The sequence below is a fragment of the Kitasatospora sp. NPDC127067 genome (assembly GCF_042724755.1).
GTDB lineage: Bacteria > Actinomycetota > Actinomycetes > Streptomycetales > Streptomycetaceae > Kitasatospora > Kitasatospora lactacystinica.
Map to the genome: position 1 here is coordinate 1 of NZ_JBHXEM010000117.1, position 18,260 is coordinate 18,260.

The 18,260-nt window shown below is 72.5% G+C and carries 14 protein-coding genes; 9 read left to right on the plus strand and 5 right to left on the minus strand.

Annotated elements, in window-relative coordinates:
- Positions 1–161: 161 nt before the first annotated feature.
- From ACFWJ4_RS32730 to ACFWJ4_RS32740, 3 genes are all read right to left on the minus strand, one after another.
- On the minus strand, positions 162–2,129 hold the full coding sequence (locus tag ACFWJ4_RS32730) for a hypothetical protein (protein WP_380550598.1): 1,968 nt from the start codon (positions 2,127–2,129) through the stop codon (positions 162–164).
- Positions 2,130–2,474: 345 nt separating this feature from the next.
- Entirely contained in the window at positions 2,475–3,311 is an 837-nt protein-coding gene (locus tag ACFWJ4_RS32735; RefSeq protein WP_380550601.1) for an amidohydrolase family protein, read from the minus strand.
- A gap of 541 nt (positions 3,312–3,852) precedes the next feature.
- A complete protein-coding gene (locus tag ACFWJ4_RS32740) occupies positions 3,853–4,542 on the minus strand; it encodes an adenylate kinase family protein (RefSeq protein WP_380550604.1) in 690 nt (229 codons plus the stop codon).
- 243 nt (positions 4,543–4,785) lie between these two features.
- Between ACFWJ4_RS32740 and ACFWJ4_RS32745 the strand changes: the two genes are divergently transcribed.
- Both ACFWJ4_RS32745 and ACFWJ4_RS32750 read left to right on the plus strand, forming a co-directional pair.
- Positions 4,786–5,526, plus strand: coding sequence for an alpha/beta hydrolase (locus ACFWJ4_RS32745; RefSeq protein ID WP_380550607.1), 741 nt, complete (start codon positions 4,786–4,788; stop codon positions 5,524–5,526).
- Positions 5,527–6,092: 566 nt separating this feature from the next.
- Positions 6,093–6,611 carry a hypothetical protein gene (locus tag ACFWJ4_RS32750; RefSeq protein ID WP_380550609.1) on the plus strand — a complete coding sequence of 173 codons (519 nt, stop codon included), beginning with the start codon at positions 6,093–6,095 and terminating at the stop codon, positions 6,609–6,611.
- 39 nt (positions 6,612–6,650) lie between these two features.
- On the opposite strand, the gene ACFWJ4_RS32755 is transcribed toward ACFWJ4_RS32750, so the two are convergent.
- On the minus strand, positions 6,651–7,616 hold the full coding sequence (locus ACFWJ4_RS32755; protein WP_380550612.1) for an alpha/beta hydrolase: 966 nt from the start codon (positions 7,614–7,616) through the stop codon (positions 6,651–6,653).
- 176 nt (positions 7,617–7,792) lie between these two features.
- Here ACFWJ4_RS32755 and ACFWJ4_RS32760 point away from each other — a divergent pair, with 176 nt between their 5' ends.
- The 7 genes from ACFWJ4_RS32760 (at position 7,793) to ACFWJ4_RS32790 (ending at position 17,191) form a co-directional block, all read left to right on the plus strand.
- The gene (locus ACFWJ4_RS32760) at positions 7,793–8,446 is read left to right on the plus strand and encodes a TetR/AcrR family transcriptional regulator (protein WP_359897887.1); all 654 of its coding nucleotides are present in this window, start codon (positions 7,793–7,795) and stop codon (positions 8,444–8,446) included.
- A gap of 454 nt (positions 8,447–8,900) precedes the next feature.
- On the plus strand, positions 8,901–9,884 hold the full coding sequence (locus ACFWJ4_RS32765) for an alpha/beta hydrolase (protein WP_380550615.1): 984 nt from the start codon (positions 8,901–8,903) through the stop codon (positions 9,882–9,884).
- An 11-nt stretch (positions 9,885–9,895) separates the two neighbouring features.
- Complete coding sequence (locus ACFWJ4_RS32770; protein WP_380550618.1) at positions 9,896–11,419, plus strand: peptidoglycan DD-metalloendopeptidase family protein; 1,524 nt, start codon at positions 9,896–9,898, stop codon at positions 11,417–11,419.
- A 59-nt stretch (positions 11,420–11,478) separates the two neighbouring features.
- A complete protein-coding gene (locus ACFWJ4_RS32775; RefSeq protein ID WP_380550654.1) occupies positions 11,479–12,867 on the plus strand; it encodes a hypothetical protein in 1,389 nt (462 codons plus the stop codon).
- A 29-nt stretch (positions 12,868–12,896) separates the two neighbouring features.
- Complete coding sequence (locus ACFWJ4_RS32780) at positions 12,897–14,936, plus strand: glycosyl hydrolase family 32 (protein WP_380550620.1); 2,040 nt, start codon at positions 12,897–12,899, stop codon at positions 14,934–14,936.
- Positions 14,937–15,076: 140 nt separating this feature from the next.
- Positions 15,077–15,838: a serine/threonine protein kinase gene (locus tag ACFWJ4_RS32785; protein ID WP_380550623.1), complete on the plus strand. Its 762-nt coding sequence runs from the start codon at positions 15,077–15,079 to the stop codon at positions 15,836–15,838.
- Between the two features lie 12 nt (positions 15,839–15,850).
- On the plus strand, positions 15,851–17,191 hold the full coding sequence (locus ACFWJ4_RS32790; RefSeq protein ID WP_380550625.1) for a serine/threonine-protein kinase: 1,341 nt from the start codon (positions 15,851–15,853) through the stop codon (positions 17,189–17,191).
- Between the two features lie 520 nt (positions 17,192–17,711).
- Here the strand turns inward: ACFWJ4_RS32790 and ACFWJ4_RS32795 are convergent.
- A complete protein-coding gene (locus ACFWJ4_RS32795) occupies positions 17,712–18,185 on the minus strand; it encodes a diadenosine tetraphosphate hydrolase (RefSeq protein WP_380550628.1) in 474 nt (157 codons plus the stop codon).
- Positions 18,186–18,260 lie beyond the last annotated feature (75 nt).

Sequence of the window (18,260 nt, forward strand, 5' to 3'; positions counted from 1 at the left end):
GGGGCCCGCCGCGGGGGCGGGGGGGGGCGGCGCCCCGCCCGGGGCGGCCCCCCGGGGGGGGGGGGCCCCCCCGGGCCGCACGACCTGCTCGGCGGTCAGCGGTGATCAGCCGTGGCCGGCCGTGGGTCGGCCGTGTTCAACGGTGGTTGCCCCTACCGCTGTCAGAGGGCGAGCTTCTGGCAGAGCAGCGCGGACGGCCGCGCCGCCCACAGCTGCCACCAGGGCGCGCTGTAGGCCATGCCCGCGACGACCTCGTCGTCCGCGCACTGGCCCTTGGCGAAGCCGTACGAGAAGTCACCGCCACCGGCCGCGGCCGGGCGGTTGTCGCCCTTCTCGAACCAGAGCGTACGGGTCGAAGTACCCAGCGGTGCTGCGGACTTGGCGCAGAGAGCGCCCATCGTCCGGCCGTTGCGGCTGTACCCGGTCATGACCGAGCCGGCCGGGCACTGGGCCTTGGCGTAGCCCGACGCCCACTCGGTGGTCACGTAGGTGCCGCCGTGGTCGACGACGAACGCGCGGCCGGCGTCCCACAGGTCCGCCTTCGTGACGTCCGTGCAGAGGCCGTTGTCGCCGCCGTAGCTCAGCCCGATCAGCCGGCTGCCGTCCGGGCAGGCGGCCTTGAGGGCGTACGGGTCCCAGTCAGGCCGGGTCTTCAGGTAGGCGGAGTGGTTGTCGTCGAACAGGCTGGCGTTGAGCGAGGTCCAGTCCACCAGCCGTACCGGGGGCTGCCCGACGCTGACCGAGGCGATCGGCCATTCGCGGTGGAAGGCCAGGAAGGGCAGGTCCGCCTCCAGGATCGGGGTGCCGAGGATGACGAGCCGGGCCATCAGTGCCCCGTTGATGTCGAGTCCGCCGTAGAGGGCCGCCGAACCGTTGACGTCCGGCGTGGTGCCCGTGCCGTCGAGGACGACGGAGCCGTTGACCACGGCCCGCAAGTACGGCTCGATGGACGCCTTCACGCCGACCGTGTCGTACAGGGCGATCGAACCCTCGGCGAGCAGGCCGGCCTTCGCCGAGGCGGAGCCCTTGAGGTTGAGGCGCAGCGGGGAGACGGTGGAGTTCCCGGGGTCGGTGGTGGTGGTCCAGCCCGGGCCCTTGACGTAGTCCGAGTGGACGCCCCACTGGCCGTCGTAGGCCTGCTCGGCATCGAGGCTGACGGTGCCGTCGGCGCTGATGTCGGCCGAGAGGGTGAAGGCCAGGTTGATCACGACGGGCAGCGGGCCGACCATCACCACGGGGCTGGCGCTGTACTTGGCCAGGGGTATCCGGATCGGCCCGGTGCTCGCGGTGAGGTTCGCGCTGACGTGCCAGTCCGCGTGCGCGCCCAGGGTGAAGCCGACCCGGGCCTGCTGGGGGTCGATGACGCCGAGGCCGCCCTGGTAGGAGAAGTCGATGGCCGGACGGAGCGAGACCGAGCCGGACAGCTTCGCCGAACTGCCGTCGGGCAGCGGGACGGTGACGTTCGCGCTCAGTCCCAGGCTGCCGGACACCGAGCCCTGACCGGAGGTCGCTCCGAGGTCGGTGACGACCTGGACGCCGCCGATCTGGGGCTGGACGTCGAAGGTGCTCGGGCTGACGGCGCTGCGCAGGCCGGCGCTGGTGCCGCCGAGCAGTTCGGGGAGGGTGGCCGGGCGGGTGGAGACGGCCACCTTCCCGTCGGCGGCCGGCTGCACATCGGTGACGGCGACCAGCGCGCCGTGCGGGGCCGCCGGGGTGGGCGGGCTGTCGATCAGCTGCCCGGGCCGGACGGCTGCCGCGGCGGCGGCCGGGCTCGCGGCCAGGGCGGACGGTGCCTGCGGACCGGTGCTGGCCGGCGCGAGCACGGCGGCGCCGGTGGTCGGGTCGTAGGAGGAGAGCGCGAGGACGGGGGCCGTGGTGGCGGTCGCCGGCGCGCTGCCCTGCGCCGGGGCCGCCACCGTGGCCGCGGCCGTGCCGGATGTCGGGGGCGCCAGCGTCGCCGACGCGCTCGGGGCGGCGGAGGGGTCGGACGACGCCGCTGCCGTGGTTGCGGTGGTTGCGGTGGTGTTCGCGGCGGCCGGTGAGGCCGCCGCTCCGGTCAGGACGGCGCCGCAGAGGAGGAGCACGGTGGTTGTCGCCGCGGCTGACAGCGTCAGCTTGCGCACGGTCACGTGGAGGGTCCCTTCGGGGTCAACGGTGCTGAGGCAGTGGTGACTTGTGGCGGGACGCACAGTCCGGAGCCGTCGCACCGACTCTCGAACCGCCGGGTAACATAGCACTGACCGACAGCGTTGTTGACTGGTTCGGGCCAATCCCGGGTCGCGGCCACCGAGACTTCACCGCCCTGGAGCGGGGCCTTCCCCTCTGGTTCACGCGGCACTCGGCGACCGGGGCCGAGACGGGCCGACGGAGCGGATCCGGAGCGGTTCCGACCGTACCGACCGGCCGTCACCTCCGCCGAACAGCCGCCCCGCTCACGGCCTCCTACTCACGGCCTCCTACTCACGGCCTCCCGCTCACGGCTTCGCCGGGCGCGGCCAGTCCAGGACGGCACGCACCGTCCCCGCGAGGAGCCACTCCTTGTCCTCGGCGCCGAGCCGGTCGGTCTCCCGCAGGGCGAAGAGCTCGTCGGCCCAGCAGTGGTCGCCGCTGATCATGGTGTGGTCGCTGGCCCACATGACGCGCTCGCGGCCGAAGGCGTCCAGCACGCGCAGCAGTTTGTCGAGCGCGGGCGTGAACGGGTAGTCGCCGGCGTGGAACAGCTCCGGGCCGTGCCCCCACTTGATCATGATGTTCGGCTGGTCGGACAGCCGCAGGACGTCCTCGAACTCCTCGTCGTTCACCGGCATTCCGACGTGGTCGAGGACGATCGGGGTGTCGGGATGGGCTTTCGCGTAGGGGCGCAGCAGGTGCCCGTTGCGCGCCGTCATCGCGAAGACGGGCAGGCCGTGGTCGGCGGAGGCGTCGAACACCGGCCCGTAGTCGCCCCGGGCCAGTTCCCTGACGTCCTCGTCCTCGCGTGCCACGATCCGCACCGCCCGGGCGTGCGGCGCATCGGCCACGGCCCTGATGCCTGCGGCCAGTTCGGGATCCCGGTGGTGGATGCGCAGCAGGTAGCAGAAGCGCTCGGGGTACCGGATCGACGCCATCTCGGCCCCGGGCGCGACGGCACGGAACGCGCGGGCCCCCGGCAGCGCGATGCCCGGCTCGCCGTGGCCGGTCCGGGCCTCGAACCCCCAGAACTCGTCGATCACCGCCGCCTGGATGCCCAGGGCGTTCATGGCGGCGAGGGTCTCCTCGGCGCTCATGGTGAGGTGGAGGTGGATCTGAGCGTCGACGATGTCCATCGGCATGGGTACGTGCCTTTCGCGAACCCGGCCCGGGCCCGGGGGCGAGGTGCGGCGCCACGGTGCCGGTGTCCGCGCCGGACGTCCTCGCAGCCTCACCGTAGGGAACAACGAGGCCGAACCATCAACGACACTTCGGAGCAAGGGGTATGAGTCCTGATCACGCCCCCACGGCGGCCCGGCAGCGGCGCGGCGCCGTCAGCTGCCCTGCTTGGTGAGACGGGCCGTGGCCGGGAGGCCGATGAGAAGCAGGAGCGCGGCTGCCGCGGCGTAGGCGAGGTGGTGGCCGCGCAGCGACAGGTCGCCGTGGCCCGCCGCGCCGATGGTCTGGGCGATACCGGCGAGGACGGTGAGGCCGATGCCGCTGCCGATCTGCAGGGCGGTGGGGTGGACGAGCCCTCCCGGAGTGCCGACAGAGACGTGGTCGGTCAGTCACCGATCCCGAGATGCAGGATGGTGGCCCAACTGTCGCTCACCAACAGCAGGTTGCGCCACCATATGCAGCCCGAGTGCGGACCTCCGACACCGCCGGAGCCACGGGGCGGCCTCACGCTCGCAGGCGCCCCGAGCAGGGCCGGGGGCCACGATCCCGGAGGGCAGTGAGCGCGCGCCCGGCGATCTCGTCGGGCGCGCCGACGGCGTCGACCGTGACGAGGAGGTCCTGCCTGGCGTAGTGCTGGGTGATGGGCTCCAGCATCGCCTCGTGGGACCTGAACCGACTGCGGATGCTGTTCTCGTTGTCCTCCCCGCGTTGATGGAGCTCACCACCGCAGACGTTGCAGAAGCCATCGATGAGGAGATGATCCACCGACAGCTCGAAGATGTGGCTCTGGTCCTCGCGGCAAAAGCGACGGCCCGCCAGGCGACGGACGTGACGCTCCATCTCCTCCTCGGGAAGACGCAGGTGCAGCACGCTGTCGAGGGGCTTGCCGAGCTCGCCGAGCAACTCGTCCAGAGCGAGCGCCCGGGCGGCGCTGAGCGGGTGTCCGACGAGGAGGAATCCCGCATGGGCCCACCGGTGCAGGCGGTCGCGGACGATCTCGGTGATGATCTCGTCCGGAAACAGTGCGCCGGAGTCGATGGCCTCCGCGGCTCGGACCCCCAGCTCGGTGCTCCGGGAGATATGAGCACGTATGAGATCGCCGGGGTGGATCCGCGGCACGGCCAGGGCCTTGGCCAGCGCAGTGGCGGGGGCTTCCCGTCTGAACACCGGAGGCTGGAAGAGAACGACGCGCATCAGCCCATGATGCCCGTCCGGTGCCACCGGGCCTTGACCGCATGCCGTCGAACCTTGACGGACGCGCGTTCGCTTCATCGACCGCTGCTCCCGCCGATCTGCTAGCCTTCCGGGGCCGTGCGAGAGAACAAGGAGGTGGTACCCGTGAACGTATCGACATGGGTGCTCTCCTCCGGGGTCACGGTCGGGCGATAGGTCGTCGTCCGGGAGCGCCGTTCCAGCGCACTCCCGAAAGGCACGACCATGAACTTCACTTCCGAACAGCGCCTCGACGACGGCACCCTCGAGCGCGAGTTCACCCTCGGCGAGATCCCCGGCATCCTGTGGACGCCCGCATCCGCCTCCGTGTCCGAGCCGGTCCCGCTGATCCTGCTCGGCCACCCCCCGCTCGGCCTGCACAAGATGTACCCCCGGCTGGTCGCCCGGGCCCGACGCTGCGCGGCAGACGGCTTCGCCGCGGCCACCATCGAACTCCCCGGGAGCGGTGACCGGCCCCGCTGGGCCGCGGCCGAACAGGCCCGCGCCGACCTGCGGCAGGCCATGGCCGCCGGTGAGCCGGTCGGTGACGAGATCATCGACGCCCTCATCCTCCCGCTCGTCGAACGGGCCGTCCCGGAATGGCGGGCCGCCCTGGACTCCCTCCTCGCACGGCCCGAGATCGGCGGCCCGGTCGGGTACTCGGGGGGAATCATCTCCATCGGCATCCGGCTGGTGGTGGTCGAACCGCGCATCGTGGCCGCCGGCCTCTTCGCCGGGAGCTTCGTTCCCCGCGCCATGTTCGAGGAGGCCCGCCGGGTCACCGTTCCGCTGCACGTCCTGCTGCAGTGGGACGACGAAGGGAACGACCGGCAGGCGTCCCTGGACCTGTTCGACGCCTTCGGCTCCCAGGAGAAGACGCTGCACGCCAACATGGGCGGGCACACGGGCGTCCCGCAGTTCGCCGGGGAGGACGCGGCCGGGTTCTTCGCCCGGCACCTGCGCTGATCACGGGCCGGACCAGCGGCCGGCCCAGTAGGCAGGAGGCGGTGCCGGCCGGCACACCACTCGTCAAGGACGGCCTGGGCTCTCCGTGACGGCGCCGGCCAGCAGGCGCACAACCGCCCCGACCGGGCCGGTAACCAGCCATCAGCGGTACCGGCCCGATCGGAGCGGCGCCCGGTCGGAGCAGCGCCCGATCGGGGCCGCGCCCGGCCACCAGCCGAACCGGACCCGGCTCCAGCCCGTATGAACCTGCTGGCAGCTCCGCTCGGCGGACCCTGGGGGCCGAGGGCCCGGGCTGTAATGGCCGGGATCCGACGCCCCGTCCCGGAGATCTGCAACCCATTAACCGGAAATCCTGCCGGTCACGGTGGTGGATCTCCGGTCCGGTTGCTGAGCGGTCGCGGGACGTCGCACACTGACAATAGGCACTCCACAGGCCTGATGGCCCCCTCCGACTCTGAAACCTCACCCGCACCCGGTCTCCGGCGGACGAGACAGTGAAATGATGCGCATCACCGAGAGTTCGCGGACACCGCAGGTGAATCGCAGAAATTCAAGAAGTGGGCACCATGAAGCTGCTAGCGGAAATCGACAAGGTAGTCGCCACCGGAAAGGTGGTGGCTTCGGCGGACGACGAAGCCGTCGCGGACATCGTCATCGCCACGATCACGAGTGGCATCTCGGCTTCGTTCTACCTGACCCGCGCCCAGGCCGCTGTCATCAAGGAGCGGTTCTGGACTCCGGAGCGGATTCGCCGCACGGGGCTCCGCCCGATATCCCCTGAGGAGACCGAAAGGATTCGAGTGGAGCTGGGCGTCAGGGTCGCGAACTTCAGATGCGCCCCGATCACGTGCGCCTGCGGCCACGTCTACGACGCATTCGACTTCATTCAGCAAGGGATTCGCGAACACGGCCTCGACGTCGTCAATTCTGTGTTCTCCCTGAAGGATTCGACGTTCCTCCAGGTCAATCCGTCGTTCACCCCGATCTGCCCCGTGGACGACCAAAAGCTGATCCGTACCCACGGCGCCGACGACGGCTTCGAATACGACTGCGACGAGTACGGCGGGTGCTGCTACCAGGAGTGATGCGAGGGCGTTCTGCGGGTGTCGGCGGTCGTTCCTCCGTCACTCGGCCAGGGCCGCGCGGAGGAACGCGAGGATCTCGGCCCGGGCGGCTTCGGCCTGTGGTTCCAGGCCGGGCAGGGTGAGGAACGCGTGCTTGGCTCCCGGGTATTCGGAGAGCCGCACGGGGGTCCCTGCCTCGCGCAGCCGCTCGGCGTAGCTGCGGCCGTGGTCGGCGACCGCGTCCCGGGTGGGCACCACCACCAGCGCCGGGGCGAGCCCGCTCAGGTCGTTCGCGTGCAGCGGTGAGACCGCGCCGGCGTCGGCTCCCGGCGGGACGGCGAGCCGCTGGAAGAGCCGCAGCAGCGGCAGGGCCGGGGCCGGGTTGTCCGCGTACTCGGCGATCGAGGGGTGATCGAACATCCCCGTCCCGGTCACGTCGGCCACCGGATTGACCAGCACCTGCGCCTTGAGCTCCACGCCGGCCTCCCTGGCCCTGATCGCCGTCAGGGCGCTGATCAGCGCGCCACAGCTCTCACCGAAGACGGCCGTGCGAGCCGGGTCGACACCCCACTGCGCGGCATGCCGCACCACGTGCTCCAGCACGCCCCAGCCGTCGTCGGCGGCGTCCGCGAGCGGACTGCCGGGGGCGAGGAGGCGGTGCTCGACCGAGACGACCAGCGCGGGCAGTTCGACGGCGAGGTGGCTGTTGGCCCAGTCGCACTGGGTCGCCGTGCCCACGAATCCCCCGCCGTGGACATGGACCACGAGTGGCAGGTCGGTTCGGGTGCCGGCCTCGCCCTCCCCCGTCGACTGCGGCCGGTACACCCGGACCGGGAGGTCACGGCCGGGCAGCGCCACCTGCCGCCAGGCGATCGCGGCGCCGGGATCGGGTTCCCCGAGGACGGCCCGAGCCGCGCCCGACGCCCGCCAGCGGTTCTCGGTGTCGCGGTAGGCGAGCAGCTCCTCGGTCGTGATCACCGAGTAATCCGGCTCCGGCGGCCGTGTCGCGAAAGCGCTCCCACTCATGTGTCCTTCTCCCCCTCCCGGCCGGGTGCCGGGGTCTCGTTGTGGTCGGACTGTGCGTTGCACCGATTATGCACGCGGTGCGTGCAACAGCAAGTGCATAAGCAAGCGCATGAGCAAGTACAAGAGCAAGTGCATGGACTAGGCTGAGCCCGGACGAGAGACGAGAGGGGCGGGACGTGACCGGCCGAAGGCGATGGTCGACCGAGGAGATCCTCGACACGGCGGCGGAACTGCTGCGCACGAGCGACGCCGAGTCGTTCAGCGTGCGCAAACTCGCCGCGGCACTCGGGACCGACTCCTCCAGCCTCTACCGGCACTTCCGGAACAAGACCGAACTGCTGCGCGCGGTGGCCGACCGGATCCTGCTGGCCTCCATGGACGGCTACCGCCCCGAGGGCGACTGGAAGCAGCGCATCACCGCCCTGGCCCTGCGCCTGCGCGAGGCCTTCGGCGAGCAACTCCAACTCGCCGCGGTGTGGGGACGCTACGGGTCCGGCGGCACCGGATCCCGCATGGTCATGGAGGAACTGCTGCAGGCCCTGCGCGCGTCCGGCCTGCCCGACGAGGAGGTCGCGGTGCGGTACCACCGCATCGTCATCCTCCTCGCCGCGCTGATCTCCTCCGAGGCCGGCATCAGCACCGTCACCCCCGAGGAGTACGAGCAGGGCATGGAGCAGTTCCGTGTCGCCGTACTCGGCGCCGACCCCGAACGCTTCCCCGCCCTGGCCCACTTCGCCCGCGACATCCGCCCCCTCGGAGCGGACCGCCGCGCCGCCTTCGAGGAAATCCTCGCCGCCCACCTCGCCCGGATCGAGGCCCTGCTCCCCTGACGCGCCGGACCGTGGGTGCCGTGCGGTCGCCGAATACGCCTGGACCCTTGCCCTCGCCGTCAACCGCCGCCTCACCCACGCGCCGCCAACCGCACCCGCGAGTTCGGCTTCCGCCTCGACGGCCTCCTCGGCCGCGACATCCACGGCATGACCGTCGGCGTCATCGCCACCGGCAAGATCGGCGAATGCTTCGCCCGCGCCGCCGTCAGCCCCTGGACTCAGCGGACCGATCATCACGAGACAGCGAAGCACCGGGCGACCCGGACGCCCACCACTTGCCAAAGACCCCTTGCCTCGACGCCGGACAACAGCCCCTCAGTCTCCACGCCCGGAGCCGTCGCTGTCAGTCCGTATGGTTCCGGGTTCCATGCCCTGCGGCACGTGGCTACCGTCCGAACCGTCGGATATCCGGCGGTCCGGACGGGCCGCCATCACGCGCCTTCAGGAGGTCACGGTGACCGCGAACCACCCCACCCGCAGGAGCATCCTCAAGTCCGCCGGCGGGCTCGGCACCGCGCTGGCGCTCGGCGGCGCGAGCGTCCTCGCGACTGCCTCTGCCGCTCACGCGGCCGACGACGGCTTCGGCCTGCACATCTCCGACCGCAACGAGGGCGACGCCCGGATGTGGTACTACCGCTTCCGGACCGCCGAGATCGGCTGGGAGCCGGCCGTCAACGTGCTGCTTCCCGACGACTACCACACCAGCGGCCGCACCTACCCGGTCCTCTACCTGCTGCACGGCGGCCTCCAGGACTTCATCGAGTTCGACCGCCGGGGCGTCCGCGACTGGACCATCGGCAAGCCGCTGATCGTCGTGATGCCCGACGGCGGGCAGGCCGGCTGGTACTCCAACCCGGTCAGCACCAACGTCGGCCCCCGCAACTGGGAGTCCTTCCACATCAACCAGCTGATCCCCTGGGTCGACGCCAACTTCCGTACCTTCGCCGAGCCCGAGGGCCGCGCCGTCTCCGGCTTCTCCATGGGCGGTTTCGGCGCCCTGAAGTACGCCGCCAAGTACTGGGGCCACTTCGCCTCGGTCAGCGCCCACTCCGGCCCGGCCAGCCTGCGCCTCCACAGCGGCGCGCTCGCGCACTGGGCCAACGTCTCCTCCGCCGTCCAGGACCTGGCCGGCGGCAGCATCTACGGCATGCCTCTGTGGGACCAGGCCAGGGTGACCGCCGACAACCCGGTCGAGCGCCTGGAGAGCTACCGCAACAAGCGGATCTTCCTGGTCGCCGGCACCAGCCCCGACCCGACCAACCCCTTCGACACCTTCAACGAGACCGAAGTGCTGGCCGGCCAGCGGGAGTTCCGCGCCCTGCTCGACGGCGCCGGCATCCCGTACGAGGCCCACGAGGAGTCGGGCGGCCACTTCATCCGCCCGGACATGATGCAGCGCGACATCGACGGCATCATCGGCCGCCTGCGCAAGGCGTGAGGGGCGCTCCGATGGTCTCCCTCACCTCGCGGTCGGCCCTGGCCGCGGCCGCCCTGCTGCTGCCGCTCACCGTGCCGGCCGCTCCCGCCGTGGCCGCTCCCGCCCTGGCCGCCGGGTTCGCGGCGGCCTGCCCGGCCCGCGGTCAGATCTCCCAGCACTACTCCCAGGAGCACAACGGCATCGACATCGCCAACGACTACGGCACCCCGATCTACGCGGCCGGCGACGGCAGGGTCGTCCTCTCCGGCACGACGCCCGACTACGGCCAGTGGATCCGCATCCTGCATCCGGACGGGACCATCACCGAGTACGGGCACATGCAGCGGCGGGACGTCTTCGAGGGCGACGACGTGACGGCCGGTCAGCAGATCGCGCTGATGGGCAGCGAAGGCAACTCCACGGGCCCGCACCTGCACCTGCGGGTCTGGGCCGACCCGAACGCGTCCATGCGCACGGACCCGGAGCCCTATCTCGCGGAGCGCGGCGTCACCGTGCCCTGTGTCCCCGGAAGCGGCCCCCGCCCGGCCCCGCTGGTGTATCCGGCGGAGTCCGGCCGGGTGGTCTCGGCGCGTTCGGCGGACGGACGCCTCGAAGTGTTCGCCGCCGGCGCGAACGGCGTCTCGCACGCCTGGCAGACCGCGATCAACGGCGGCTGGTCCGAGTGGGAGGACCTCGGCGGCCCCGGCGGCGCGGAACTCACCATCGGTCCCAACGCCGACGGCCGACTGGAGATGTTCGCGATCAACGGCTCCACCCTCCAGCACCGTTACCAGCTCCAGCCCTCCGGCGCCTGGTCCGGCTGGGAGGACTTCGGCACCGGAGGCCACGACATCGCCGTCGGCACGAACCAGGACGGCCGCCTCGAAGTCTTCGCCTCCGGCCCGGTCGGCGTCTTCCACCGCTACCAGACCGCACCCAACAGCGGCTGGTCCGGCTGGGAGGCCACCGGCGGAGGCCCCGCCAACAGCGAGATCGAACTCGGCAAGGCCCCCGACGGCCGCCTGGAAGTGTTCGCCCTCAACGGCACCACCTTCCAGCACCAGTGGCAGACCGCCGTCAACGGCACCTGGTCCGCCTGGGACGACTTCGGCACCGGAGGCCACGACCTCACCGTCAGCCACAACCAGGACGGCCGCCTGGAGGTCTTCGCCTCCGGACCCGCCGGCGTCTACCACAAGTACCAGACCAACCCCACCAGTTGGTCCGGCTGGGAAGCCACCGGCGGCCCCGCCGACTCCCGGCTCACCAGCCAGCAGACCGCGGACGGCCGGGTCGAGGTGTTCGCCATCAACGGCAGCACCGCGCAGCACATCTGGCAGACCGGCCTCAACGCCCCGTACGGCCAGTGGGACACCTTCGGCACCGGCGGCACCGAGATCGGCGCCGCCACCAACGCCGACGGCCGGATCGAGGTGTTCGGCTCCAACACCGACGGGGTCCACCACAAGTGGCAGACCGGCTTCTCCACCTGGTCCGAATGGGCCTGGCTGAACACCACCCACGGACCCGCCGTCGGCCGAGGAGCCCTCACGTGACCAGAGCGCAACGCACCCTGCTGTCCACGCTCGCCGCGCTGGGCGTGACGGCGGGCCTGATGGTCGCCGCCCCCTCCGCGCCGGCCGCCACCGGCAGCGACCTGTGCGCCGAGGTCGGCTACCGGGCGGGCTTCCGCGGCGAAGCCCTGGTGACCGCGATCGCCGTCGGCCTCGCCGAGTCCAGCTGCAACCCGCTGGCCTCCAACACCCAGGGCAACACCCCGGACACCTCCACCGACCGCGGCCTGTGGGAGATCAACGACCACTGGCACAGCGAGGTCTCCGACGCGTGCGCCTACGACGCCCAGTGCAACGCCGACGCGGCCTACAAGATCTCCAACGGCGGCCTCGACTGGCACCAGTGGTCGACCTACAGCGCGGGCGCGCACCTGCGGCACATGGACGAGGCGCGGGCCGCCGTGGACCGGCTCGGCCACCACGAGCCCGGCCCCGCGCCGCTGGAGTATCCGGCGGAGTCCGGCCGGGTGGTCTCGGCCCGGTCCGCGGACGGGCGGCTGGAGGTCTTCGCGGCCGGCCGGAACGGCGTCTCGCACGCCTGGCAGACCGCGATCAACGGCGGCTGGTCGGAGTGGGAGGACCTCGGCGGCCCCGGCGGCGCGGAACTCGCCATCGGTCCCAACGCCGACGGCCGACTGGAGGTGTTCGCGATCAACGGCTCCACCCTCCAGCACCGTTACCAGCTCCAGCCCTCCGGCGCCTGGTCCGGCTGGGAGGACTTCGGCACCGGAGGCCACGACATCGCCGTCGGCACGAACCAGGACGGCCGCCTCGAAGTCTTCGCCTCCGGCCCGGTCGGCGTCTTCCACCGCTACCAGACCGCACCCAACAGCGGCTGGTCCGGCTGGGAGGCCACCGGCGGAGGCCCCGCCAACAGCGAGATCGAACTCGGCAAGGCCCCCGACGGCCGCCTGGAAGTGTTCGCCCTCAACGGCACCACCTTCCAGCACCAGTGGCAGACCGCCGTCAACGGCACCTGGTCCGCCTGGGACGACTTCGGCACCGGAGGCCACGACCTCACCGTCAGCCACAACCAGGACGGCCGCCTGGAGGTCTTCGCCTCCGGACCCGCCGGCGTCTACCACAAGTACCAGACCAACCCCACCAGTTGGTCCGGCTGGGAAGCCACCGGCGGCCCCGCCGACTCCCGGCTGACCAGTGGACGTTCGCCGGACGGCCGGGTGGAGGTGTTCGCCATCAACGGCAGTACCGCGCAGCACATCTGGCAGACCGGCCTCAACGCCCCGTACGGCCAGTGGGACACCTTCGGCACCGGCGGCACCGAGATCGGCGCGGCGAACAACGCCGACGGCCGGATCGAGGTGTTCGGCTCCAACACCGACGGGGTCCACCACAAGTGGCAGACCGGCTTCTCCACCTGGTCCGAGTGGGCCTGGCTGAACACCACCCACGGACCCGCCGTCGGCTGACCACGCCGGTAACCCCCTGGAGCACAGCAATGCACCCGATCAGCAGGCGCGGCCTGCTGCGGGCGGCCGGAGCGGGAGCACTCGTACTCCCGCTCTCGGGCCGTACCGCCTCAGCGGCATCCGCCGCCGCCGAACCGCCCCACCTGTGGGTCGGCGCCGGCCCGTTCGCCCACGTCCACGACCCCTCCACCGCGCACCGCCGTTACCTCAACGACCACACCCTGGTCCAGGCCGGCGGACGCTGGCACCTGTTCAGCATCGTCGGCGACAGCGCACCGCCCGGTCAGGCGCCCGACAGCGCCGCCGAGGTCTCGCTCGCGCACGCCTCGGCGCCCTCCCCGTCCGGGCCGTGGAGCAGCCACCCGGACGCGCTGACCGTCGACCCCTCGTACTTCGGCGAGGAGCACCTGTGGGCCCCGCACGTCGTCGAGTCGGGCGGCGTCCACTGGATGTTCTACGCGGCGGGCGGGAGCGCCGGGGCGGCGATCAACGCCGCGACCTCCACCGACCTGTCCACCTGGACCAGGCTGCCGTCCGGGCCGCTGTTCCGCGGGACCGCCGCCCGCGATCCGATGGTGCTGCGGATCGCCGACCAGTGGGTGATGTACTACACCGAGCTGTCCGCCCCCGGCGGGCACCACCAGGTCTGCTACCGGCGCTCCACCGAGCTGCGGACCTGGAGCGAGCCCGGCGTGGCCTTCGCCGACGCGGCCACCGCCGCGGACGGCGTCTCGATCACCGAGTCGCCCTTCGTGGTGGCCCGGGACGGCTGGTACTACCTGTTCCTCGGACCGCGCAACGGCTACGAGGGCACCGACGTCCTCGCCTCCCGCGACCCGTTCCGCTTCTCCCTCGACGGCCGCGCCGGCCATGTGCCGGGCCACGCCGTGGAGGTGGTCACCGACGGGCAGCAGTGGTGGGCGAGCGCCGCCGGCTGGTTCCGCCGCGGCCTGTACCTGGCGCCGCTGGACTGGCGGTCCACCCCGCCGCCCTGGCAGAGCCCGGACAACCCGGTCGCCGCCCCGGACGTCCAGGGCCGGCTGAACGTGTTCGCCCTCGACGCGGCCGACCGGTCGATGCTGCGCCGTGTCCAGACCGACCCGGACTCCGACACCTGGTCGGACTGGGAGGTGTTCGGGACGCCCGCCGGCGCGGTGCCCGTGCTGGGCCGCAACGCCGACGGCCGGCTGGAGGTGTTCTCGCTCGCCCCCGACGGCGCCAACCTGCACCACCGCGTCCAGCGGACGGACGGCAGCTGGTCGGACTGGGAGGTCTTCGGCGGCCCGGCCGGCGCCGCCCCCGCCGTCGCCCGGAACGCCGACGGCCGGCTGGAGGTCTTCGCGCTCGCCCCCGACGGCGCCCTGATCGCCCGCCGCCGCCAGGCCTCGCCCGGCTCGACCGGCTGGGACGACTGGGACGCGGGCTTCAGCGGCCCGGTGGGCGCTCCGCCGGTCGTCACCGCCAACGCCGACGGCCGGCTGGAGGTGTTCGTGCTCGCGCCCGGCGGCGCGGCGCTGCTGCACCGCTGGCAGACCTCGGCCGGCGGCGCCTGGTCCGCATGGGAACGCTTCGGGACGCCCGCCGGGGCCGCGCCGCGGGTGGCCCGCGACGGCACCGGACGGCTGAACGTCACCGCGATCGCCCCCTCCGGCACGGCCGCCCTCCAGCGCCGCCAGTCGGTGCCCAGCGGCGGCTGGGACGCCTGGCAGCCGCTGCTCGGCTGGTCCACCGCGGCGCCACTGACGATCGCCGGCGCGGACGGCCGGTTGGAGGCCTTCACCCTCTCCCCCGGCGGCGAACGGCTGGCCCACCGCTGGCAGTCGGCGCCGGCCGGAGCCTGGGAGCCTCTGGACGTGTTCGGCGAGGACTTCGGCGAGCCCGGCCAGGTGCTCGCCGCGCCGCCCTCGGCCGCGGCCGACTCCACCGGGCGGCTGCACGTCTTCGCGGTGGCCGAGGACGGCCGGTTGCGCACCCGCGTCCAGGACCGGCCCGGCGGCGGCTGGCGGCCGTGGGCCGCGTTCGGCGACCGCCCGGTGGCACCCCTGCGTCCGGGGGCGCCGATGCTCTGACCGAACACCCGTGCACTCCGCTGCCACCTTGTCAAGTAGCCTGCCGCTCCGGTTTATTGTCGTAGGCGAAGAGGTACCGTTCGTCCGTCCGGCAAGAGTCGGCGCGCGAGACGGGGAGCGGTGCGCGGGACGGAGGAGCGGTGCGCGGGATTGTCGTCCACCTGCCGGCGGGGAACGGCGGCGACACGGTGACCTTACGACTCGGTCCGGGAGAGCGGGCGCGCTTCGGCCGCGGATCCGCTCACAGGCCGGTGGAACTGCGCCTCGGCGACGAGTCGGTCTCCCGGCTGGCCGGTGAGATCCACGCGACCGACGACCACTGGCAGTTGAGCAACCTCAGCAACTCCCACGCCTACCTGGTGGAGAATCCGGAGGGCGCCGGCGAGTACCTGCGGGTGCCGCCGCGGCGGGTCGGCGCACCGATCCCCTTCGAGTTCTCCCGGGTGGTGCTGCCCTCCCGGCGGGAAACCCCGCTGTCCTTCCAGGTGTTCGCGCCCGACCACGTCTACCTGGACCTGGACGCCCGCGGCGGCTCCTGGGAGAGCCGCACCATGACGGCGTACTCGTTGGACGAGACCGCCACCTACTTCCTGGTCCTGGTCGCGCTCTGCGAACCATGGCTGCGCGACCACTCCCTCGCCACCGTGCCCACCACCCCGCAGGTGGTCGCGCGGTTGCACGGCCACCCCTCCTGCGCCCGTCTCACCGCCCGCGCGGTCAGCTCGCACCTCGACTATCTCGCCGCCGAGAAGCTCCGCATCGACCTGCCCGACGGCGACCGCGCGGACCGCCGCGGCGGCAAACGCGAGGCCGTGGTGGGGCTCGCCCTGAAGTTCGGCATCGTCCGCGAGGAGCACCTCGTGCTCCTGCCGAACCCCGGACCCGGCCGGTCCGGACGGTAGGGAGGGCCGGCCATGCCGCAGAACCCGGCCTTCCCCGGGGACGGCGAGGAACTTCTGCCGACCGGCCACCGGGTCGGAGAGTGGACCGTCACCGGGCTGATCGGTGAGGGCGGCTGGGCGACGGTATACGCCGCCCGCCGGGCCGACGGCGGGGGCGGGCCGGATGACACGGTCGCCCTCAAGGTGCTGCTGACCGCCGGACTCGCGCCCCGCCAGGCCCGCCAGGTCGCCGAAGCCGCCCGGCGCGAAGCCGAGTTGGGCCGTACCGCCCCGCACCCCCGGCTGGTGCGGCTGCTCGATGCCGTCGTCCTGGCCGCCCCCGACCAGCCGTCGCTCGACGGCGCGATCGTCCTGGTCATGGAACGCGCCCGGTGCACCCTGCGCGACCTGCTCGCCATCGGCATCGACGAGGCCTACGGCGCCAGGATCGTCACCGGCATCTGCGAGGGCCTGGCCCACCTGCACCGCTCCGGCTGGGTCCACACCGACCTCAAGCCGGAGAACGTCCTCATCGGCGCGGACGGAGAGGTCCGCCTCTCCGACTTCGGCCTCGCCATCGAGCTCACCGGCACCCACGGCCACGGCTCCCCGATGGGCACCCCCGACTACCTCCCGCCGGAACGCTGGAAGGAACCCCTCGGCGAACACGGCGTCAAGATCCGTACCACCGCTGACATCTGGGCGCTCGGCATCGTGATCCACGAGGTCTTCGCCGCCGGCGGCCGGCCGTTCCCCGGCGCCACCTCCGCCGCCCGCTGCGCCGCCACCCAGCAGTACGCGGAAGGCCGCGCCGCCCTGCGGCTGGCCGCCGCCGTCCCCCCGTTCTGGCGCGCCCTGGCCGCCGACTGTCTCGCCCCCACCCACACCGCCCGCGCCCCGCACACCGCGGAGAGCCTGCTCACCCGCATCCGCGCCCACCGCCCCGGCCGGCGCGCGCGCCGCCCGAACCCTCGCCCTCGCACCGCTCTGCTGGCCCTGGCCTCCTGCGCCACGGTCGCCGTCACCGGCACCGCCCTCTGGCCGCACCCGGGACCGTCCGGACAGCCCGCCCACGTCCGGGTCTTCAACACCGAACGCGGCTGTCAGGACCGCACCGACCGCGACCCCCAGTGCAGCCTCGGCCTGGCCGTCGACCCCCTGCGCCCCTACACCGCCGACAACGTCGTCCCCGTGCGGGTCTGGCACAACGACACCCTCGACGCCGACTGCCAGCTCCCGACCGGCCTCCCCGTCATCAACGAGGAGGACCTCGTGTCCACCCTCTGGTACCGCATCCGCCTGCCGGGACCCACCACCGCCTGGCTCCCCGCCGTCCGCACGAGGGACCGTCCGGCCCTGCTCCGCTGCCTGTGACCGCCGCCGGCGCGGCTACCGTCCGTTCCGGCCCTGCTCCCGCCCGCGCAGGGACACCCCGAAGCGCGAACGGGCTCGACCCGCTGCGACAGCCGGGGGTCGACCAGCTCTTTGAGCCGGGGCAACTCCCTCGGCGGTGCCATCGCGATGCAGCTCACCGTTCACGCCCCCGAGCGCGTGTCCTCGCTGACACTGCTCAACAGCGCCGGCTTCGGCCGCGAGGTCACCCGGGCGCTGCGCATCCTCGACCCGTCGCTGCTCTGGCGGCTGATTCTGCGCCCCACCAAGGGGAACGCACAGCTCGCGGAGCGTTCCCTCTTCCACGATCCGGACTTCGCGACCCCCGAACGGACAGCCGCGGCACTCACTCTCGCCCGCCGCGAAGGAGTGGTCGTGGCCGGGGCCGGCGACGTGGGCCGGAGCGACGAGGGCCGGCGGCGGCCGGGCCGGCGGGTCGAGGAGTGCTGCGGTGCGCTCTGCCGTGTCGGCGGGCAGGCGGTCGACCGAACCGACCGCCTGCTCACGTGGACAAGCCGTCGAGCTCGCCCCCGATCGCCTCCCGCAGGCCGTCGTGCTCCGGTCCGAGCGCCATGGCCGGATCGCGCCAGTTCTCCGCGGGATACAGCCACACCGGGCGGCGGACGCGATCCGGGTTCTCCCACTCGAACCGCGGCCACACGTGCGCGTGCAGGAAGTTGTCGGTGTTGCCGAGGATCTCCAGGTTCACGCGCCGGAACTCCGGATCCAGGCGCCGGCAGACCCGCTCCACGGCCTCACCCAGCCGGTCCATGTCCGCCAGGAAGGCCGTTCGTTTGCCGCGCGGGAGATCGGACAGCCGCTGCACACCGGGCTCGTCCACCAGCAGGACCGAGTAGCCGGGCAGGAACTGCACGTCGCCGATCACCGCGAAGCCGGCGTCGAGCCGCCGGAGCACCGTGGGGTTCGTACCTTTCAGCGCACTGCCGATCCTGTCGCCCCGCCAGTCCTTCACCATGACACCGCACCCCGTACAAGCGTGACCGAGCAGGCCCGGCCGAATGATGGTCGCTGGTCGCTCCCCCGGCTCCGT

What these genes read in the sequence shown, in the direction of transcription:
- ACFWJ4_RS32735 (WP_380550601.1), bottom strand. Translation starts at nt 3,311, where the DNA reads ATGCCGATGGACATCGTCGACGCTCAGATCCACCTCCACCTCACCATG.
- ACFWJ4_RS32740 (WP_380550604.1), bottom strand. Translation starts at nt 4,542, where the DNA reads ATGCGCGTCGTTCTCTTCCAGCCTCCGGTGTTCAGACGGGAAGCCCCC.
- ACFWJ4_RS32745 (WP_380550607.1), top strand. Translation starts at nt 4,786, where the DNA reads ATGAACTTCACTTCCGAACAGCGCCTCGACGACGGCACCCTCGAGCGC.
- ACFWJ4_RS32750 (WP_380550609.1), top strand. Translation starts at nt 6,093, where the DNA reads ATGAAGCTGCTAGCGGAAATCGACAAGGTAGTCGCCACCGGAAAGGTG.
- ACFWJ4_RS32755 (WP_380550612.1), bottom strand. Translation starts at nt 7,616, where the DNA reads ATGAGTGGGAGCGCTTTCGCGACACGGCCGCCGGAGCCGGATTACTCG.
- ACFWJ4_RS32770 (WP_380550618.1), top strand. Translation starts at nt 9,896, where the DNA reads ATGGTCTCCCTCACCTCGCGGTCGGCCCTGGCCGCGGCCGCCCTGCTG.
- ACFWJ4_RS32775 (WP_380550654.1), top strand. Translation starts at nt 11,479, where the DNA reads ATGGTCGCCGCCCCCTCCGCGCCGGCCGCCACCGGCAGCGACCTGTGC.
- ACFWJ4_RS32780 (WP_380550620.1), top strand. Translation starts at nt 12,897, where the DNA reads ATGCACCCGATCAGCAGGCGCGGCCTGCTGCGGGCGGCCGGAGCGGGA.
- ACFWJ4_RS32790 (WP_380550625.1), top strand. Translation starts at nt 15,851, where the DNA reads ATGCCGCAGAACCCGGCCTTCCCCGGGGACGGCGAGGAACTTCTGCCG.
- ACFWJ4_RS32795 (WP_380550628.1), bottom strand. Translation starts at nt 18,185, where the DNA reads ATGGTGAAGGACTGGCGGGGCGACAGGATCGGCAGTGCGCTGAAAGGT.